14 protein-coding genes and 2 pseudogenes are annotated in these 17426 nt (G+C 61.2%); 1 reads left to right on the top strand and 15 read right to left on the bottom strand.

The genetic code is table 11. The features are described from left to right. The first annotated feature begins 91 nt into the window (after nucleotides 1–91). Complete coding sequence (locus tag RBB42_RS26815) at nucleotides 92–1189, top strand: tyrosine-type recombinase/integrase (protein WP_084353840.1); 1098 nt, start codon at nucleotides 92–94, stop codon at nucleotides 1187–1189. A gap of 97 nt (nucleotides 1190–1286) precedes the next feature. Here the strand turns inward: RBB42_RS26815 and RBB42_RS28200 are convergent. From RBB42_RS28200 to RBB42_RS26740, 15 genes and pseudogenes are all read right to left on the bottom strand, one after another. Then, nucleotides 1287–2645, bottom strand: a pseudogene (locus RBB42_RS28200) (ParB/RepB/Spo0J family partition protein); the annotation flags it as partial. A gap of 179 nt (nucleotides 2646–2824) precedes the next feature. Continuing rightward, nucleotides 2825–4036, bottom strand: a complete 1212-nt coding sequence (gene repC, locus RBB42_RS26805) for a plasmid replication protein RepC (protein WP_037954835.1) — start codon at nucleotides 4034–4036, stop codon at nucleotides 2825–2827. Nucleotides 4037–4249: 213 nt separating this feature from the next. Further along, on the bottom strand, nucleotides 4250–5179 hold the full coding sequence (gene repB, locus RBB42_RS26800; protein WP_100161449.1) for a plasmid partitioning protein RepB: 930 nt from the start codon (nucleotides 5177–5179) through the stop codon (nucleotides 4250–4252). After that, entirely contained in the window at nucleotides 5163–6356 is a 1194-nt protein-coding gene (gene repA / locus RBB42_RS26795) for a plasmid partitioning protein RepA (protein ID WP_009827042.1), read from the bottom strand. The genes repB and repA overlap by 17 nt, the downstream gene beginning before the upstream one ends. Before the next feature lie 192 nt (nucleotides 6357–6548). After that, complete coding sequence (locus RBB42_RS26790) at nucleotides 6549–7460, bottom strand: DUF2493 domain-containing protein (protein ID WP_009827041.1); 912 nt, start codon at nucleotides 7458–7460, stop codon at nucleotides 6549–6551. 312 nt (nucleotides 7461–7772) lie between these two features. Further along, nucleotides 7773–8819 (bottom strand): DUF7146 domain-containing protein, encoded by a 1047-nt coding sequence (locus tag RBB42_RS26785; RefSeq protein WP_009827040.1) that lies wholly within the window; start codon nucleotides 8817–8819, stop codon nucleotides 7773–7775. Continuing rightward, nucleotides 8816–13213 (bottom strand): strawberry notch-like NTP hydrolase domain-containing protein, encoded by a 4398-nt coding sequence (locus RBB42_RS26780; RefSeq protein WP_306043934.1) that lies wholly within the window; start codon nucleotides 13211–13213, stop codon nucleotides 8816–8818. The genes RBB42_RS26785 and RBB42_RS26780 overlap by 4 nt, the downstream gene beginning before the upstream one ends. Nucleotides 13214–13339: 126 nt before the next feature. Continuing rightward, complete coding sequence (locus RBB42_RS26775; RefSeq protein ID WP_009827038.1) at nucleotides 13340–13639, bottom strand: type II toxin-antitoxin system RelE/ParE family toxin; 300 nt, start codon at nucleotides 13637–13639, stop codon at nucleotides 13340–13342. Next, nucleotides 13632–13883: a type II toxin-antitoxin system ParD family antitoxin gene (locus tag RBB42_RS26770; RefSeq protein WP_009827037.1), complete on the bottom strand. Its 252-nt coding sequence runs from the start codon at nucleotides 13881–13883 to the stop codon at nucleotides 13632–13634. The genes RBB42_RS26775 and RBB42_RS26770 overlap by 8 nt, the downstream gene beginning before the upstream one ends. A 50-nt stretch (nucleotides 13884–13933) precedes the next feature. Next, nucleotides 13934–14578 (bottom strand): hypothetical protein, encoded by a 645-nt coding sequence (locus RBB42_RS26765; RefSeq protein WP_009827036.1) that lies wholly within the window; start codon nucleotides 14576–14578, stop codon nucleotides 13934–13936. A gap of 105 nt (nucleotides 14579–14683) precedes the next feature. Beyond that, on the bottom strand, nucleotides 14684–15160 hold the full coding sequence (locus tag RBB42_RS26760; RefSeq protein ID WP_009827035.1) for a DUF6915 family protein: 477 nt from the start codon (nucleotides 15158–15160) through the stop codon (nucleotides 14684–14686). A 1-nt stretch (nucleotide 15161) separates the two neighbouring features. Continuing rightward, nucleotides 15162–15545 carry a DUF6878 family protein gene (locus tag RBB42_RS26755; RefSeq protein ID WP_009827034.1) on the bottom strand — a complete coding sequence of 128 codons (384 nt, stop codon included), beginning with the start codon at nucleotides 15543–15545 and terminating at the stop codon, nucleotides 15162–15164. A 78-nt stretch (nucleotides 15546–15623) separates the two neighbouring features. After that, nucleotides 15624–15920 carry a hypothetical protein gene (locus tag RBB42_RS26750; RefSeq protein ID WP_009827033.1) on the bottom strand — a complete coding sequence of 99 codons (297 nt, stop codon included), beginning with the start codon at nucleotides 15918–15920 and terminating at the stop codon, nucleotides 15624–15626. A 116-nt stretch (nucleotides 15921–16036) separates the two neighbouring features. After that, on the bottom strand, nucleotides 16037–16417 hold the full coding sequence (locus RBB42_RS26745) for a DUF3768 domain-containing protein (RefSeq protein WP_009827032.1): 381 nt from the start codon (nucleotides 16415–16417) through the stop codon (nucleotides 16037–16039). Between the two features lie 126 nt (nucleotides 16418–16543). After that, nucleotides 16544–17426: pseudogene (locus tag RBB42_RS26740) on the bottom strand (ParB/RepB/Spo0J family partition protein); the annotation flags it as partial.

Below are 17426 nucleotides of genomic sequence, written 5' to 3'. Positions count from 1 at the left end.
TCGGTTTCAGAAATGCGACACAGGCAAGTCATTGAAAACAAATGGAACGCAGTCTCAGAAATTCCGGCAGACCGACAGGATTCACTGGAAAATGCCCTCAGAGGACGAGAAGTCGACATCATCAAACTCTGGTGCGTTTTGTATCGCTCAGAACGGCGACAGCGATCAAGAAAAAAGCGACGACATCTCCCTACCCGCCCACGTCGCGGGATCCGGCAGCCTTGATCGCCTGGTCGACGCCGCCCGAGATTATGCGCGCGCCGCAGCTTCTGACAATACGCTGAAAGCCTATGCCAAGGATTGGGCGCATTTCGCGCGGTGGTGTCGGATGAAGGGCGCGGAGCCTCTGCCCCCGTCGCCTGAAATGATCGGGCTTTATCTCGCAGACCTGGCGTCCGGAGCGGGCCCCTCCCCTGCCCTATCGGTCAGTACCATCGAACGTCGCCTCTCCGGCCTTGCCTGGAACTATGCGCAACGCGGCTTTGTCCTCGATCGTAAGAACCGCCACATCGCAACAGTGCTGGCCGGGATCAAACGCAAACACGCCCGTCCGCCGGTGCAGAAGGAAGCGATCCTGGCCGAGGACATCCTCGCGATGGTCGCCACCCTGCCCTACGACCTGCGCGGGCTCAGGGACCGCGCCATCCTGCTCCTCGGGTACGCCGGCGGGCTCCGCCGCTCCGAGATCGTCAGCCTGGATGTCGGAAAGGACGACACGCCCGATTCAGGCGGCTGGATCGAGATCCTCGACGACGGCGCCGTGCTGACGCTCAACGCCAAGACCGGCTGGCGCGAGGTCGAGATCGGTCTGGGATCGTCTAACTCCAGCTGCCCTGTGCATGCGCTCGAGCAGTGGTTGCACTTCGCCAGGATCGACTTCGGGCCGGTCTTTGTCGGCACCACTCGGGGTGGAAAGAAGGCCCTGGAGACAAGGCTGAACGACAAGCATGTCGCGCGGCTGATCAAGCGAACGGTCCTGGACGCCGGCATCCGATCCGAACTGCCCGAAAAGGAACGCCTGGCACTGTTCTCTGGCCATTCTCTGCGCGCAGGTCTCGCCAGTTCGGCCGAGGTGGACGAGCGGTATGTGCAGAAGCACCTTGGCCACGCTTCGGCACAGATGACCCGCCGCTACCAACGCCGCCGCGACCGCTTCCGCGTGAACCTGACGAAAGCCGCTGGATTGTAATCTTGCGAACTGTCATCCTGTCATTAATCCTTGGCCGGTCTGAGCTGATGAAGTCAAGAAGATCTGCATCTTCAGCCTGCTCGGTGTCGGGAACGGGCTCAGGCAAGGGCTTCAACGCACCATCGTCCTCGTCGTCGCGTGCGTTCGCGCCAAGCGCTTGACCAGCAGAAGTGATTTCCGTACCGTGGCCGATACCATCCGCGTAACTCCCCGTTGAAAGCTCAGCGCCCTGCTGTCGGTTCACAGCTGAAGACATCAGCGTATTCCCGAGGCTCATCCTCGGGCCGGACAAAGCCGCGATTAACGACAAGCTCGCCATGCGATAAAGCGTCACAAAAGCCCCTGCCCGCGCGATCTCTTCATCGTCGAAGATCAACGGCCGAGTCTCGAGCTTCTCCATCGCAATTTCCAACTCGCCAAGTCGCGCGTCGACTTCCTCGGGGAATTCATCCTGGCCCTCGTATTCCTCTTCGAGCGCCCGGTATTCGGCAAGAAGCTTGGCATGGGCCGCGCCTTCGTCATCCGTCATCGGTGCCGGGTCTCCGCTCAGCCGCCGCAAACCGTGGCTGTAGCCATAGGGCAGGTCGAGCGAGACCTCGATCCATTTCCAACCTTCGGTCGCAATGGCTTCGGCTTCAGCCTGAAGCTTCTCGCTGACCAGACGATCGAACAGGGCGGGGTCTTCCAGCCAGCCGCCGTCATCGCCCTGGAAGAGGTCGTGCAACATGGTGCCGCCAGCAGACTCATAGGCATCGATGCCGACAAAGACAGCACGACGATCGGATGCCCGCACCGAGGTTTCCGTCAGCATCCGCCGGATCTGATAGGGCTCCTTGTTCCAGGACGAGCGGATCGCCTCCCAGACCTGAACCTGGCGCTCATGATCCGGGTTAACCGTCAAGGCCATCAGCTGCTCCAGCGTCATTTCATCCTCGGCATAAAGCTCGAGCAGGGCAGGGGCCACGACGGCGAGTTTCAAGCGCTGTTTGATCACCTGCGGCCTGACGAAGAAGGCGGTTGCGATCTCTTCGTCGCCCTGACCCTTCTCCTGCAGCGCCACGAAGGCGCGGAACTGATCGAGTGGATGCAGGACAGCGCGCTTCATGTTCTCGGCGAGCGAGTCGTCTTCGGCGAGGATCGTGGACTTCGCATCCCGCACGAAGCAGGGAATGGGCGTCGTCTTGGCCAGGCGCTTCTGCTTCACCAAGAGTGACAGGGCCTGGAAGCGCCTACCGCCAGCGGGTATTTTGAACTTGCCTGTCTCGGACCCATCATCCGCCAGAACGGGCCGGACGCACAGGCTTTGCAGCAACCCGCGGCGGGCGATGTCTTCGGCCAGTTCCTCGACCGAGATGCCGGCCTTGATGCGCCGGACGTTGGACTGGCTCAGCACGAGCTTGTCGAAGGGAATGTCCCGGAACGGGGACTGGGTGACTTTCTGGGCAGGTTTCGCCATCAGATCTCCTCCACGACGGGCGCCGGAAGCCACTCTTCCGATCTCACTTCCCGTCACCCTCAAACCAACAACCCTTTCCCTCTCATATTCTGACGCTCGCGAGGCAGGACTTTAACAGCTGTTAAGTCGACAGTCCCGAGGTGGCGGAAAAGTACGCAGTCTCTCAACCTTAACAGCTGTTAAGCTGCAGATCGTCGCCCAATCAATGCCATGACCATCGGCCCACAGGAGAACTCGCCGGCCGCAGCTTTGGCAGTCAGAGCTCGCAAGTATCCACCAGGCGATCTTATGTCGGCGAAGCGTTCCAGCATCGCAGCAACGACGATCGACGCTTGCTCCGGACCCATGAACCGCTGTGCTTCTTCCCATGCAGACGCACTGATCCCCATGGCTGGCCGCACATGGCCCGCCGCATCGAAAAGCTGATGCCAATGCCGGATCTCACCTTGGTAGAAGGTCTTCAGCGAGGGACATGCCGCTATCACTAGGTGAAGCGGGATCTTTGGCAGATGTCTTGTGTCCTGTTCATCAACGTCAGCCACCGGCTCATTCGTATCCACATCTGGCACACCCGCCGCCGCCCCGCTTTTTTCTAAAGCCGGCTCAAAATCTATAGATTCTTTATTTGAATTATGATGGTGACGCTCAGATTGGGCATCATTGGTGTTCATTTCTTCTGTTTCAGGGCCATCAATGATGTTGCGTGCCTGGTCAAGGAGAGCTTCAAGATCGGCTCGATAGGCCGCGAGGTCCTCAATTGAAAGCTTGCGGCGAAGCGCGCGGGCTGTGAGGGCAGCCTTGTCGCGAAGCTGATCCCAGAAGCCTAGGCCTGGCTGCATCTCGTCTCCGAACTCGGCGAGGGCCGCGAGATCGCGTCGCATGAGGCTTACGACCTCTCTCAGGCGCCTGACGCGCTCCTCAGCCTCACGTACGGCCTCTGCGGCCCGTGCTATCTCCTCGGACTGGCAGTAGAGCGGGGAAAGATCGAAGCCAAAGGCGACGCGGTCTTCGCCGTGCTTGCGGACGTAGCGCTTCCCATTGGGGCTATCGCGCCGCTGGAGCAAGCCAGCCTCGACGAGACGCGCGAGGTGACGACGCATCGTTGAGCACGGCATGCCATTCAGGCGCTCGCAGATCGCCTTGTTCGAGGGGAAGACGACCATCTCGGCGTTCCCGCCAAGCGCATCGTCCGGAAAGAAGCTGAGGAGCCCCTGCAAAACAGTCAGATCACGTTCCGAGACCCCAAAGGCCGCTTGCGCCTTGGAGAGCTCGCGCAGGAGTTCCCACTTGTTAACGGGTCTGGCCGGAACAGATGCCTCGGGTCGCTCGATGACGCGCAAATGAGCGTGCGAAATCGGCCGCATAAACGGCGAAATTGGTGTGTACTCCATGAAAATGTTCACGAAGACAAAAATTCTAGGGCCCGCGAATCGCTTTGCGCTTGCGGGGTAGGGGCCAGAACGCTACATTCAGAAGTGCGAAAACTGAGATTTTGTAGCGGGCTGATCCCGGTGCGAAACCTTACAAAGGTCTCGTGAAGCTAGCTTCTCGGGGCCTTTTTCTTTTTGCCTGTATCGTGCCTCCTTCTTGTTGGTTGCTCTTCCTCAGTCTTCTGAACGCTTCCAGCGCTCATGAAGCTCGGTAATCAGCTTTGGGGCATTGCCCTCCAACCAGCTGATAAAATCAGGTTCATCCGTAGTCAGATCGAGTTTAAGCTGCTTGCCTTGGCGGCTGGTCTTGACCGTCGCAGCTCCGACACCGGGGATCGCCAAAGCAGGCACGCCTTTTCTAGACGGGCTTGCTTTCTTCTCTGCGCTCTTCGCGGCTGCCAGAACTGCGAGAAACGCACGCTCAGAAACCTCATCGACCGAGCCGGAACTTTCGGACTTGGCTGCATGAGCTACGGCTTGCAGTTGGTCTCGATCACCGTCGTAGGCACCCAAAGCCTTTTTGAGCTCTTCCCATCTCGGGCGACCAATCCCGGGAGCCGCACCAATTGCCTGGATGAGTTCCTCGCCGACCGTCCGAACGACACTCAAGAGTTGTGAAACCCCGGCTTCGTGGAGGTTAAGGACTTCGGCGACACCTCGATTGGTGCGCTCAGCCCCTTCCAAATGATCACCGTCCAGAAGTGCCGTCGCAACGAGCGCACGCTCAATAAAGCTCAGATCACGACGCTCTTGGTTCTCGAGAAGCTGATCTCGAAGCGCTTGATCACTCTCAACCTCTGTGACGATGGCTCGAACTTTGATACCGAGTTCGCGACATGCTTCCAAGCGTCTGCGGCCATAGATCAGGTTGTAGCGATCGCCTTCCAGTGGGCGCACCAAGACGGGCACACGCTGACCGTTCTTGGAAATAGAGTTCTTCAGGCCCTCAACTTCAATCTGAAGCCTGTCATCCAACCGTCCTTCGGTAAGGATCTGCGCCGGATCGATCTCAAATACACCGCCACGCAGTCGGCGCCCTTCAAGAGCGTCAGGAGCGTTGCGAAGGGTCTGCAGCGGCAGGCCAAGTTTAGGCTTTCTTGCCATTCCGACCCCATGTGTTCTGGATGATTTCAGCGATCTCATCGTTCACTGCGTTCATGGATTCGATCGCACGATCAAACGTCTGACGCGTGAAGTCCTTTTTGTCAGCTTCGTAGAGCGTTTGCTTGGTCAAGCCGGCATCAGATATTGCGGTCGATTCAACCATGTGATTGGTCAGGACCGACCTCCCAAACAGCCCGCGAATGAAGGCGATGACTTCGGTTTGTGGCGCGTCGCCGACTTTGTATCGCGTTGGCAAGAAGCGCAGCCAATCGAAGCGCAGATTTGCGCCTGCATCCCTGATCACTCCCAGGAGATCCGCAGTCATTCGCAGGAATTGAGACATCGACATGAGGTCAAGCATCTGCGGGTGAACCGTCACGAGGACACCCGAGGACGCAGAAAGTGCTGACATCGTCAAGAAACCAAGCTGCGGCGGGCAGTCGATCACAACAACGTCGTAGTTTGCTTCAACACTATCGAGTGCGTCATGAACTCTCGCGAAGAACGCCTTCGCTCCGCCTCGCTGGATAGCAGCAGGCGTCTCGTGCTCGAACTCCATGAGTTCAAGGTTGCCCGGGATAAGATCAAGGCCGCGGATGTAAGTCTTGCGGATCACTTCGGCGATCGGAACCGGATCGTCGTAGCGAACGGCATCATAGAGGGTTCCGCCCTCCATAAGGTCGAGTTCTGGCTGGATTCCATGAAGAGCCGAAAGAGATGCTTGGGGGTCGAGATCGATCGCAAGAACCCTGTACCCCTTTAGCGCCAAGCGCTGAGCGAGGTGAGCAGACGTCGTCGTTTTGCCGGAGCCGCCCTTGAAGTTCACCACTGATATGACTTGAAGCTCGTCACCGTCGCGACGCCCAGGCACGTAAGTTCCAGACTTTTTTGCATTTCCTTCAAGCGTCTGCCGGATTTCCCAGATATCGTCGAGCGTATAGCGGCGATGACTTCCCGCCGTCGTCTCGACGTCAACGATCTTTCCTTCTCGATGAAGCTTCCGAAGATAGGTATGGTCGACGCCAAGGAGCTCAGCAGCTTCGCCGCTGGTCAAAGTGCGCATCACCTTCTTTGCATCTGGTGGGAAGTGCGCAGCGCGCTGAGCATGCAGGTTCGACGCGAGAAGTTCCGCGTAGTGCCCGATGGCGATATCAAGATCCTGTTCTGCTTCGCTCATGTCTGCCCCGATCCGTGGGCGCGTTTTTTATGTGACCGCGCGTTATTTTTCGAGACTATTGCCCGACCAGCCAGATTCGTGCAAGCACTTTCTAGATATTGCGTCGTGCACCAAGTCCACCACAAGGGTAGCGTTCCATTACTCCGAGGCTGTGGTCGTGCGGGATCTCCTGCGCGGTGCGTGAACCGGGGCCTAAGCCCCGATCCTCTTGATGCGGATGCCGAGTTTGCGGGCCTTGTCGACGATATTCTCGGTGATGCCCGAACCGGGCGTGGCGATCAGACCCTGGGGCATGGTCTCGAGCATCTTGTCGTTGCGCTTGAAGGGGGCAGCCTTGCCATGGCTCTTCCAGTCGGGTTTGAACGCCACCTGCGTGACACCACGGGTATCTGCCCAGCGGGCAGCGATCATCTCGGCACCTTTTGGTGTGCCGCCGTGTAAAAGAATCATGTCTGGGTATTTCGCATGGGTGGCATCGAGGACGGACCAGATCAGGTCGTAGGCGTGATAGTCCCCGCCCGAGAAGGCGATCCGCGTGCCTTCGGGGCAGTGAACCTCGGTCTCCTTGCGCCGCTTGGCCGAGAGATAGGCCCGGCTGTCCACCACGGCGGAGGTGAGACCGCGATGCGAGACCTTGGATCCGGTGCGGGGCAGCCAGGGTGAACCGGTGGCGGCCGAGAAGTGGTCCACGGCCAGATCGCGCATCTGCTCGAAAGCGTCGCGATGGTCCCAGAGCTTCAGCCCGATCATCTGGAGGCGCTCGAGTTCGACCGAGGCGACCTCGGAGCCGTCCTGGATGGCCAGACTTTCCCGGACCTCGAATTCGTTGTCATCGAGGAGCTTCTGGATATGGGTGAGCCGGCGATGGAAGATCGAGGTCAGGGACCAGAGCATCTCTTCGAGATTGTCTTCCAACTGGCTTCCGGTGAGGAGGCCGATGGTGGTGTCAAAGAGCGTCGCCATGGCGAGTTCGACCTCGTCGGGCTGGGGCAGGGGGCGATGATCGGTCTCGCCGGGCCCGGGCGTTGCGACGTGAAGTGCGAGGTGGTCGAGGATGGCGGAGGTCACGCCGGTTTCCTCTTGGATGTCTGTCTGATGGGGCATTGTCTGGTTCCTCTGTTTGATCTGACCCGATTTGGATGGGGCGATAACAGGACCGGCGGCGACCGGGCCGCATCCGTCAGGATCGGAGCGCAGCGGAGAATGTGACCCGGACCGGAAAATTGTTCCCGCGAGGAATGGCCCGCCACGGTCATGTGGTGGGGCAGGGGAATTTTCCGGGTAGCGGGCGCATTGCTGCCCGGGCGAGGAGCACTCTGCTCCGACCCGCCGGTCCATCGCTCCCCTTGTCCAAACGGGATCAGATAGAACCGGCGAAACCTTTGCCCGGTCAGGCATCCCCGGGGAGGTTGGCGGTCACCCGTCCTCGATCTCCAGACCTTGTGCTTTCATGGCCTTTAGCAGAGAACGGCGCAGCGCATCTTTGCCAAATGCCCGCAGATCGTCGTTGAAATCGCCCATGTTTGGTACGAGATCACCACAGGTAATTCCAAGCGATTCCAGTTGGTTAAGCAATCTTATTGATGCGTCGCGTCCAGCTTCGTCATTGTCCCGCGCGATCCAGATACGCTTGATCCTCGGCGGCGGGATGAAGAGGCCGAGATGGGTGGCAGTGAGACAGGAGGCGAGATCGAACTCGGGGAGAGCCGTGCCGACCGAGAGGGTGTTCTCGAGACCTTCACCGACGATGAGATCGCTGCGCGCCTTGCCGGACCAGAAGCGGATGGCATGGCCGTGCAGCTGTCCGAGGATCCGCTTCGGGCTCTCGATCTCGGCCAAACCGCCGGTGGACGGGTCGAGAAAAACCCTTGCGCATCCGGTGATCTGGCCGCGATTGTCGGTGATCTTTGCCAGTAGGGCAGGGGCCCGTTCCAGCAGATCGGGGTCGTCCTCGCCCTGCCGCAGGAAGACACGCGCGTGATAGCGCAGGGCCGGGCCGAGCCGTGTGATCCCGCGCCCCTGCAGATAGGTGGCGGCCAAGGTGCCAAACACCGGCTTGCCAGCAGCGAAAAGTTTGCGCGCCCGCGCGATGCGTTTGCTGGAGGCTGCATCCGGGCGCTCAGCCCTTTGGGTGTCTCGAGGTACGGCAGGGCAGGGGGCTTCGCCGAGGAAGGATCGAGCCTCCCTCAGGGTCTCCTTGAGCGTGACAGACCCAAGCCGTTCATGCAGCAGGTCGATCAGGTCGCCATATTCACCCGTCGCGAAATCTTGCCAGGACCCGGCTTTACGACCAACCTGCGCCTGCAGACGGATGGCGAGGCTCTGGCCCTTTGCACCGGACGTGTCGCCGACCTGCCAATAATTACCCAGCTTGCGCCCCTCGGGGAAATACTGGCGGCAGAAACTCTCGGCATGGTCTGCCAGATCGGCCGAGAGGTCCGCGATACTGTGGCGCGCGCTCATGCGGCGGCCTCCGATGTGCCGGCGCCAACTGGATGCTCGGCAAGGACCCGTGTCAGCACCTCGATGCCGTCGACCGGAATGAACACCCGCGTCTTCCACTGGATCACTTCCGTGAAACAGCCCATTGCCTTCAGTCCGGGCAGGGCCGCGCCTGAAGCACCTATCAGCTCAAGCCTCGGCTGCCCCATGACCAGCGACCGGCGCAGCTGATAGCCGCCGAGGAGGTTCAGCGTCGTCCTGGCTTCCATCACGGCGGCGAGCACTTCCCGCGGCGTCATCTCGATCTGGCAATCGAGACCAAGGCGTGCAAAGACATTGAGAAGCTGCTCCTGGCTGACCAGTCGACCGATGGCGCGCTCCCCATCCTCGGTCTGAAGGCGGTAGATGCGCATGTTGTCAGCGGGAAGCCGATCCCAGATCGGCAGGAGAAGCCCGCAGATGAGCGTAATCTTTGAGGTGGTGAACTCCGGCACTGCCTCGACCTCGGCCTGCCAGAGCTGTTCGAATATCGCATCATCGATCTCTTCCCAGTGCGACTTCGAGAACTCGGTCAGCGCGAGGATTTCTGTGGTCATCGGACGCAGAAGCTTCACCCGCAGGATCGGCACGCCGTCCTCGTCCATGAAGGCCGGCGCATTCACCATCAGCGCCGCGCGTTTGGAGGAGGTGTTCCAGCACAGCGTCGCGCCGTCCGTATTTGCGCAGATCGATTTGATCCGGGGCAGGGTGAGCGGATCGTTGCGATCGGTACGCTCCACGGTCAGCGCAGTTGCCGTTGCGCCCGTAGCCCCGTGCTCGAAGATGACCTTGCGGTCGACGATTTCGAATTTCTCGGCCTTGAGCGTTTCGAGGCCGACATCGAGCGTGCCTGCCTGGCGCGCATCTTCGATGATGGCCGAGAGGAACCCGCCGAAGGCCTCGAAGATCGCGTCCTGCATGTCGATGCGGAGCGCGAGGCAACGATTCAGGAACTGCTGGATCGGCGGCAGGGTCTCTTTCATCGTGCCATCCGCTTCATCGAGCGTCAGCCCAGTCATCTCCTGGAATTTCGCATAGGAGCAGGCCTCGATCTTACCCGCACGCAGCTTGTAGAAGAACTGGCGCAGCGCAGCGCGTGCGTAGGGGCTCTCAAGGTTGTCCTCGGCACGGAACATGTTCTGACCGCCGGTCTCGCGCTGTCCCTTGGTGATGGCACCCAGCGTGTCGAGGCGGCGGGCGATGGTGGAGAGAAAGCGCTTCTCGCCCTTCACGTCTGTGGCGACGGGGCGAAAGAGTGGCGGCTGCGCCTGGTTCGTGCGGTTGGTCCTCCCGAGACCCTGAATCGCATTGTCGGCCTTCCACCCGGGCTCCAGGAGGTAATGCACCCGAAGGCGCTGGTTCTTGGCCCCGAGATCGGCGTGGTAGCTGCGCCCGGTGCCACCCGCATCGGAGAAGATCAGGATGCGTTTTGCATCGTCCATGAAGGCCTGGGTTTCGCCGAGGTTGGAGGAGGCGGGGCGGTTCTCGACCTTGAGCCGCCCCTCACGCGTCTTGACGATGCGCCGCTTGCGCCCCGTGACCTCAGCCACTGCATCGCCTCCGAAATGCCAGAGGATCTGGTCGAGCGCGCCCTGCACCGGGGCGAGGGCCCCAAGATGCTCGACAAGATCATCCCGCCGCCGCTCCGCCTCGCGGCAGATGATCGGGTTGCCATCGCAATCGAGGGCGGGGCGCGAGCGCAGATCGCCATTCTCGTCGGTGTAAGGCTCAAAAAGCTGCGTCGGGAAGCTGTGCATCAGGTAGTCCATGATGTTCTCCCTCGGCGTGAAATCGACCTGCAGATCGTCCCAGTCCGAGGAAGGGATCTCTTCAAGGCGGCGTTCCATCACCGCTTCGCTGGTCGAGACCACCTGAATCACGGCCGAGTGCCCTGCTGCAAGGTCCGCCTCGATGGCGCGGATCAGCGAGGGACATTTCATGGCGGTGATGAGATGGTTGAAGAAGCGCTGCTTGTTGCTCTCGAAGGCCGAACGCGCGGCGGATTTCGCTTGGGCGTTCAGCGTGCCGGTCTCAGAAGAAATACCCGAGGCCTGAAGCGCTGCCTCAAGGTTGTTGTGGATGATCTGGTAGGCATCGGCGTAGCTGTCGTATATGGCGACTTGAGCGGGGCTCAGCTCATGGACCAGCATCTCGTATTCGACCCCGGCATAGGAGAGGGACCGCGCCAGATAGAGCCCAAGCGCCTTCAGGTCGCGCGAGATCATCTCCATGGCCGCAATGCCCCCGGCCTCCATCGCGGCGACGAACTCGGCCCGCGTCACGAAGGGGAAATCGCCGGTGCCCCAGAGACCGAGGCGCGAAGCATAGGCAAGATTGCCGACGACTGTGGCACCGGTCGCCGAGACATAGAGAACCCGTGCATCGGGCGCGGCGTTCTGCAGCGCGAGGCCAGCGAGGCCCTGCTGGGACGCCTTCTTGTCGCCGCGGTCGGACTTTTCTCCGGCAGCATTCGCCATGGCATGGCTTTCATCAAAAGCAATGACCCCGTCGAACCCATCGCTGAGCCAGGACGTGACCTGATCGAGGCGGGAGGCTTTGCCCTCACGTTCAGCCGAGCGCAGCGTGGCGTAGGTGACGAAGAGGATGCCCTCGGGCAGGCGGATGTCGCTGCCCTGGCGGAACTTCGAGAGCGGCACGATATCGCTTTCGCGTCCCCCGAGCGCTATCCAGTCGCGACGCGCATCTTCGATGAGCTTGTCGCTCTTCGAGACCCAGACCGCCCGTCGGCGCCCTTTGAGCCAATTATCGAGGATGATACCGGCAACCTGTCGCCCTTTACCGCATCCCGTGCCATCACCCAGAAACCAGCCCTTGCGCAGGCGAAACGCGCCTTCGTCGCCCTCGGCCGCCGCCATCAACTGGCCTTCGATCTCGCCGCGCTTGAACCAGCCCTTGAGATGCGTCTCATGCGCGTTGCCCGCATAGATGACACTTTCCAGCTGCGGCGCAGAAAGAAGGCCGTCCTGAACGAGGTTCTTCGGCAGGATGGGACGATAGGTCGGCACGGGCGGCGGCACCGAGGCCATGGCGGTGGATTGCACCAGCGCGGTCGGATGTTCCGCCGCGCCATCGATCCTGATCGCCTGAAGGTCATAGGCCTCGTAGACCGTGTCCTGCAGCGTGCCGTCGGGTTGGCTCCAAGCCTTCGGCAGGTAGTCGATCGGGGCCGTCGTGATATCGTCAAACGGGTGCCTTGCGCGTTCTTCGGCGAGGGCACGGGTTTCCTTGCGCGCGGCATTGCGCAGGGCCTGCAGGTTGGTGCGGGTCGAAGCGGTCGGAGCCGACAGGGCCGTACTGGTGGGGCAGGGCGAGGGGCTGTGGCGCTGCGGGCAGTGGGTGAGCACTGCGTTGAGAAGGTCGGCGGTGGTCGCGCAGATCGGATGGTAGACGGCCTCGCTTTCGACCGATGCGATCTCATCAGCGCCAGTCGCACGCTTGTCGATCACCGTCAGCCGTGTGTCGATCGTGGTGCCATGCCGCGCAAAGACCTTGCCGTCGATAGCGGCGGAAAATACCACATCGGCGCTTTGTGCGATCCGCTGAAACGTCGACTGAAAGGATTTCGTCGAGGGGCGGAAGCTCTCGCCGGTGATGACGACAAGCCGCCCACCCGGCGCGAGACGCGCTAGGGCGGACAGGACATGTTGGCTGGTGGCCTGCCGGAACCGGCCGTCGACATGGTTGGCCGCAGAAAACGGTGGGTTCATCACGATGACCGAGGGCGTGATCGACCGATCCAGCCGGTCATCGATCGAGGCGGCATCGTGATCCGAGACGACTGCACCGGGGAACAGATGTCCCAGCAGGGCGCGGCGGGTCTCGGCAAGCTCATTCAGCGCCAGGCGAGCGCCTGCAATCTTTGCGAAAATCGCCAGCAGGCCGGTACCGGCCGAAGGCTCGAGCACCAGGTCGTCGTCCCGAAAGCCCGCCGCCTGCGCAACGATGGCCGCGAGGGGCAGAGGGGTCGAGAATTGTTGCAGGCGGACACTGTCTTCAGAGCGCCGCGTGTGGGAGGGGGCCAGACCGGCGAGACGCTCGATCATGGTGAGAAATGCCCGCGGCGCGGATACCTGGCGCTGCATCAGCGCACCGTAGCGCGAAAGCATCAGGATCTGGGCGACCTCTGCGGCTTCGTAAGCATCCTTCCAGATCCAGGAGCCGCTGGTGTCGCTGGCACCGAAGGCTTGCTCCATCGCAGTGCGAAGGGCGGCGGCGTCGATGGACCTGCCCGCCTCGAACAGGGGGACGAGGGCTTTCGCAACCTGCATCAGGTGTTGGGCGAAGCCCGGAGCCTCTGGCAGGGCAGGGGCGTCGGGCTCGGTTGCAAGTTGGACGGAATGGGGGTGAGCGTTCATCGGCAATCTCCGGGGTTTAGGGTTGGCCCCAAGCCCCGCGCGCACTCTCTCACCCGGGAGGGGTCACCCCTCCTGCCCTGCCTCTCGCTCTTTCATGGCAAAGCCCCGGTGCGAATTCGCCCGTTATCAGGACGACCGCAGATGCCTCGGCACGTCCATGGACTGATGCAAGACTCGGATCACGAAGATCCTGTCCGGGTCCACCTCGTAGAACACGAGGTGCCGGCCCGTGATCAGTTTACGCGCACCCTGCAAGAGATCGGAACAGTCAGACCCCATTTGCGGGTTGGCGATGAGACCCTTCAGGGCGCGATCGATATCATCGAGATAGCGGTCCGCCTGCGCCTCGCCCCACTGTCGGTCTGTCTCGACCCAGATATCGACGAGGTCGGATTTTGCCGCCTGAGAGTGATGAATGTCACGCATCAGAAGCGCCAGAGCGGCTCCGCGCGTCGCGCTTGATCTCATCCATGTCAAGCGGACCGGCGTCACCGGATTGTTTGCCCTCCATCAGCGCAACGCGAAGCCGCGCCCGCTGACCTTCCTGCTCCTCCATCAGGCGCAGAGAGGCGCGGATCAACTCGCTGGTTGACCCGTAACGCCCCTCTTTAAGCATCAGGGCGATGAATTCGTCCCAATGGGGGCCAAGTGTGACGCTTGTGCTTGCCATGCTCACCTCCGTAATACGCATGAATAAGATATATGAGTATTGCGGGCGTTTCAACTCGGGGGTGGGCTTGCGCCCTGTTCCGCAGCGGCGGGTCTTTGTACCTCTCGCAAAATCAGAGGATCTACAACCGCCCGCGCCTCGGACAGGCAGTCCAGATCATAGTGCTCGAAGAACCCCCAACAGGCGTCGATCTCTTCACCGTCACGCTCGACGACATAGCCATAAACCCGTCCGCCGAGGTAGGCATCGAAGGTGACGATCTCAGCGCGCAGAATGTCCTTGGCCTTTTCGCGCATCGCCTTGGTGACGCGCTTCGCGCCGAACTCCTTTCGAACCGTTTCGAGCGTTACGTATACAAAGCCAACTTGGCCGGAATCCCACGGACAATGGAACTCGATGGTGTTCATCGCGAGGCCGGAATGGTCGTAGAGGTACACGGGCAAGATGATTGCCTTGCGCTCGGCGCGCTCGCGGAGGCGATCCAGTGAAAGATCGCTCTGATCCGAGACGCCCGCAAGATCGCGCAGGAACGCCTCGGGGCAGTCGAACCGGTGGCTGTCCCCCAGCCGGTATCGGCGGTGCCAACAGATCAGCGCTCCGAGGTTGGACCACTCCCTTGGGTTCTCAGAATCGGGGTCGTGATAGATCTTGATGACGTGGCCTTGGTAGGCCTCCTCGTAGACAGGGTCTTGCATGTCGATATCCTTTCTTGAAACGCAATCGACCCGCCAAGCCGGTTGTGGCGCAGGCGGGTCGAAGTGGATGGGATCCGGTGGTTGGTGAGTTTTCTGGCCGGCGGATCAGGCAGCGGCGCGGTTTTGGCGATGCTGGATGTGCTCGACAGAGACCTTCAGCAGCCAGTCCTCAAAACCGAGAATGGTCTGGTGATTGGAGACCGCCTCGATCCAGACCGCACGCGGATCGCCAACAATCTGCGTAGGATCGTTGTCGATCCGGCCATTGGCCATCCACGGTTCCGGCTGAATGCGGACAAGCCAGTCCGCCAGCGACGGGATCCGTCCCTGGCAGTCCTCGCGCACATGCTGCTCACCGATCCAGCGGATCGGGACGACCCGGCCCGCGCTGTTGGTCAGGCTGCGGCCGAAGTGACGTTCGGCATCATAGATCCCGACTGTATGATGTTTTTGGGCTCTGTGAACAAAGAGACCTAGGTGCTCTTTGGATGAGTCAAACCAGTCATGCACGAACTGATAGTCATCTGGAACACCGCCGAATTTTCGGGCGGAGCTTTCGGCGTGGTGGAGGGGATGTGCCATGTCAGAGCCCCTCGTGTTCGGTGGTGTTGGTTTCGATATAGCGGTTCGAGTGGCTAACATCGATCTTGTCCGTCTCGAGCGCCCAGGTCAGCTCGCCATAACCGCCCTCGTTGTTCTCGAATCCGGGGCTCAGCGCATAGGCGAAATCCCAACCAAAATCTTCAACCCGGCGTCGCAACTCTTCTGTCAGCGTGATCGTGTCGGGTGTCACGACGACATCCTCGACATTGCCGGAATCGCCGTAGCCTTCATATTGCACCTCGATGCTGGTCACGCCGAAGGCACGCAGCTCGGAGAGAAGGGCAGCGCGAGTCTCGCCCCGCTCTTCGGATGCGCGTCTCTGGGATTCGAGCATCTGTGCGTAGAAATCAGTCGCTTGTGTCATGTCTTTTTGTCCTTTGGAATTGGGAGAGGGGAGGGCGACCGTTACGCGAGGCCGCCCCGGAGTTTCCTTTGGGGGGCTTCAGGCCGCAGCGTCGCCGCGGTTTTCAGCCGTCCGGTCAACCAGGTTGAAATACAGATTCTCGGTCGCGCGCTTGAACCCCGGCGGTTTGCGCGGGGCGAGGCAACGCACCGAAGCACTGCAACTCTCACCATGCTCCATTGCGAACTGCGTCACCTTGTCGATCAAATCGTCCATGCCCGCGGCCTGGACGCGCTTTTCGGGGTAGGTCGCCATCATATGGAACTGGGTAACAACGAAGGCGCCGTCACGATGCGCGGGATAGAGGGTGATCTGGTAATCGAGTGTCTTGGCCATCTCTGGTCTCCTGCAGCAGGCCGGACGCGATCATCGCGCCCCTTGAAACCCGCCAGCCCGAAAGGACCGCCCTTTATGCAAGGACGGCCCGGGGCGGCGATTGGGGGTGGAGGGCGTCAGTATTCCGACGGGAGAAGCAAGGTCAGCACGCGACGCGTCTGTTTCGGGTCGGAAGGCTCAGGCGAGCCGTACTGATAATCGACGTCGTACAAGTCGATCTTGAACCAAACCTTCGTGCCATTGAATTCGATGACCCCCATCTCGTGCAATCCCTGCGGGTCACTGTCGGCATTGAAGGCGTCGAACGCGGCAACGCGGCGTGTGAGTTCCAGTTGTGCGTCGGGTCCAAGCGCGGCGACGCCACATGTCATCACAAACTGTCCCTGCGGGGCATCGGCAACGGAAGGATTGCCGAGGATGGAATTGCGAAACGCGTCATTCTGCGCGGCGATGCGTGCGGCTTCCTGAACAGGATCGAGGTCGAGTCTGGTGGTCATAGGATGTCTCCGGGACGGGCCAGCCGATCCGATATCGGCTGTCGGCAACCCGTCAGCCGGAAAGAGCCGCCCTCGATGTGAGGGCGGCCCAAAGCTCATGTCGTGATCAGGTCGGTGTTCGCTTCGTCAGGCCGCATCTCCGCTAAGGAAGGCGGGCAAGGACGATGGTTCATTGCTCTCCGCCTCGGCCAGAGCGTCTGCGGCAGGCACGTCGCCTTCCTCCGCCTCGGGCGCATCGCCAATCATTTTGGCGTCGGCCTCCGCCGCACCGGCAAACACCATCCCGTCTGGCAGCCAGCGCGTTGTCTTTGCTGCCGTCGCCGCGTCGAAACCTTCCGTCTCGCCGGCCGTTTCCGCGAAAGCGCGCTCCATCGCGGCTGCGAGATCGCCCTTGCGTTCGCGATTGCGATCCTCGGCGTAATCATCGCCGATGAGCTTGCGCGCCGTGGCCACCGCATGCCCCTTGTTGACGCGACCCCAGTAGTTCTGGGCACTCGGGCGCCAGCAGGCCGCCACATCGACGTCGAGCCGCGCACCAATCTCCTCAATGATGTGGGAGGGGCGATTGTCAGAGGAGAGCTGCGGCTTGACCGCGAGACCCGTCGCCCAGGCGAAAAGCGCCTGCTTGTCCGCAATGGGCAGGGCCGACATCGCCCGGAAGTCATCGGGTTTCTCCAGCTTCATCCAGTCGGTGGCGAGGTCCTGCTCCAACGCCTCAAGCATCTTCTGAGCGACGGTGTCCGCATGCAGCACCTCGCGGTTTTGCGCCTGGAAGGGCCGGATGGAGATATCGAGCGCCTCGTTGTTGTAGGACCGCCCCAAAGCCTGCTCGCAGAGCGCGTAGAGCATCGCATCGAAAGCCACCTCGAAATCCGCCGCCAGATGCGCCCGCAGGATGTGCTGACGCGTGGCGCGCAGATCGTCGGCCAGGCTCGCCGAAATCCCGTCCGCCTTGCGCAACGTCGCGGCCGGGTCGGAGCTCGGCACCGGCGTGGAGGAGGTCGGCGGC

Origin of the sequence: Mameliella sp. MMSF_3455, assembly GCF_030733205.1 — a bacterium.
Taxonomy (GTDB): domain Bacteria; phylum Pseudomonadota; class Alphaproteobacteria; order Rhodobacterales; family Rhodobacteraceae; genus Antarctobacter.
The sequence above is the reverse complement of the archived record's forward strand: the minus strand, read 5'-3'. Positions and strand labels throughout refer to the sequence as shown.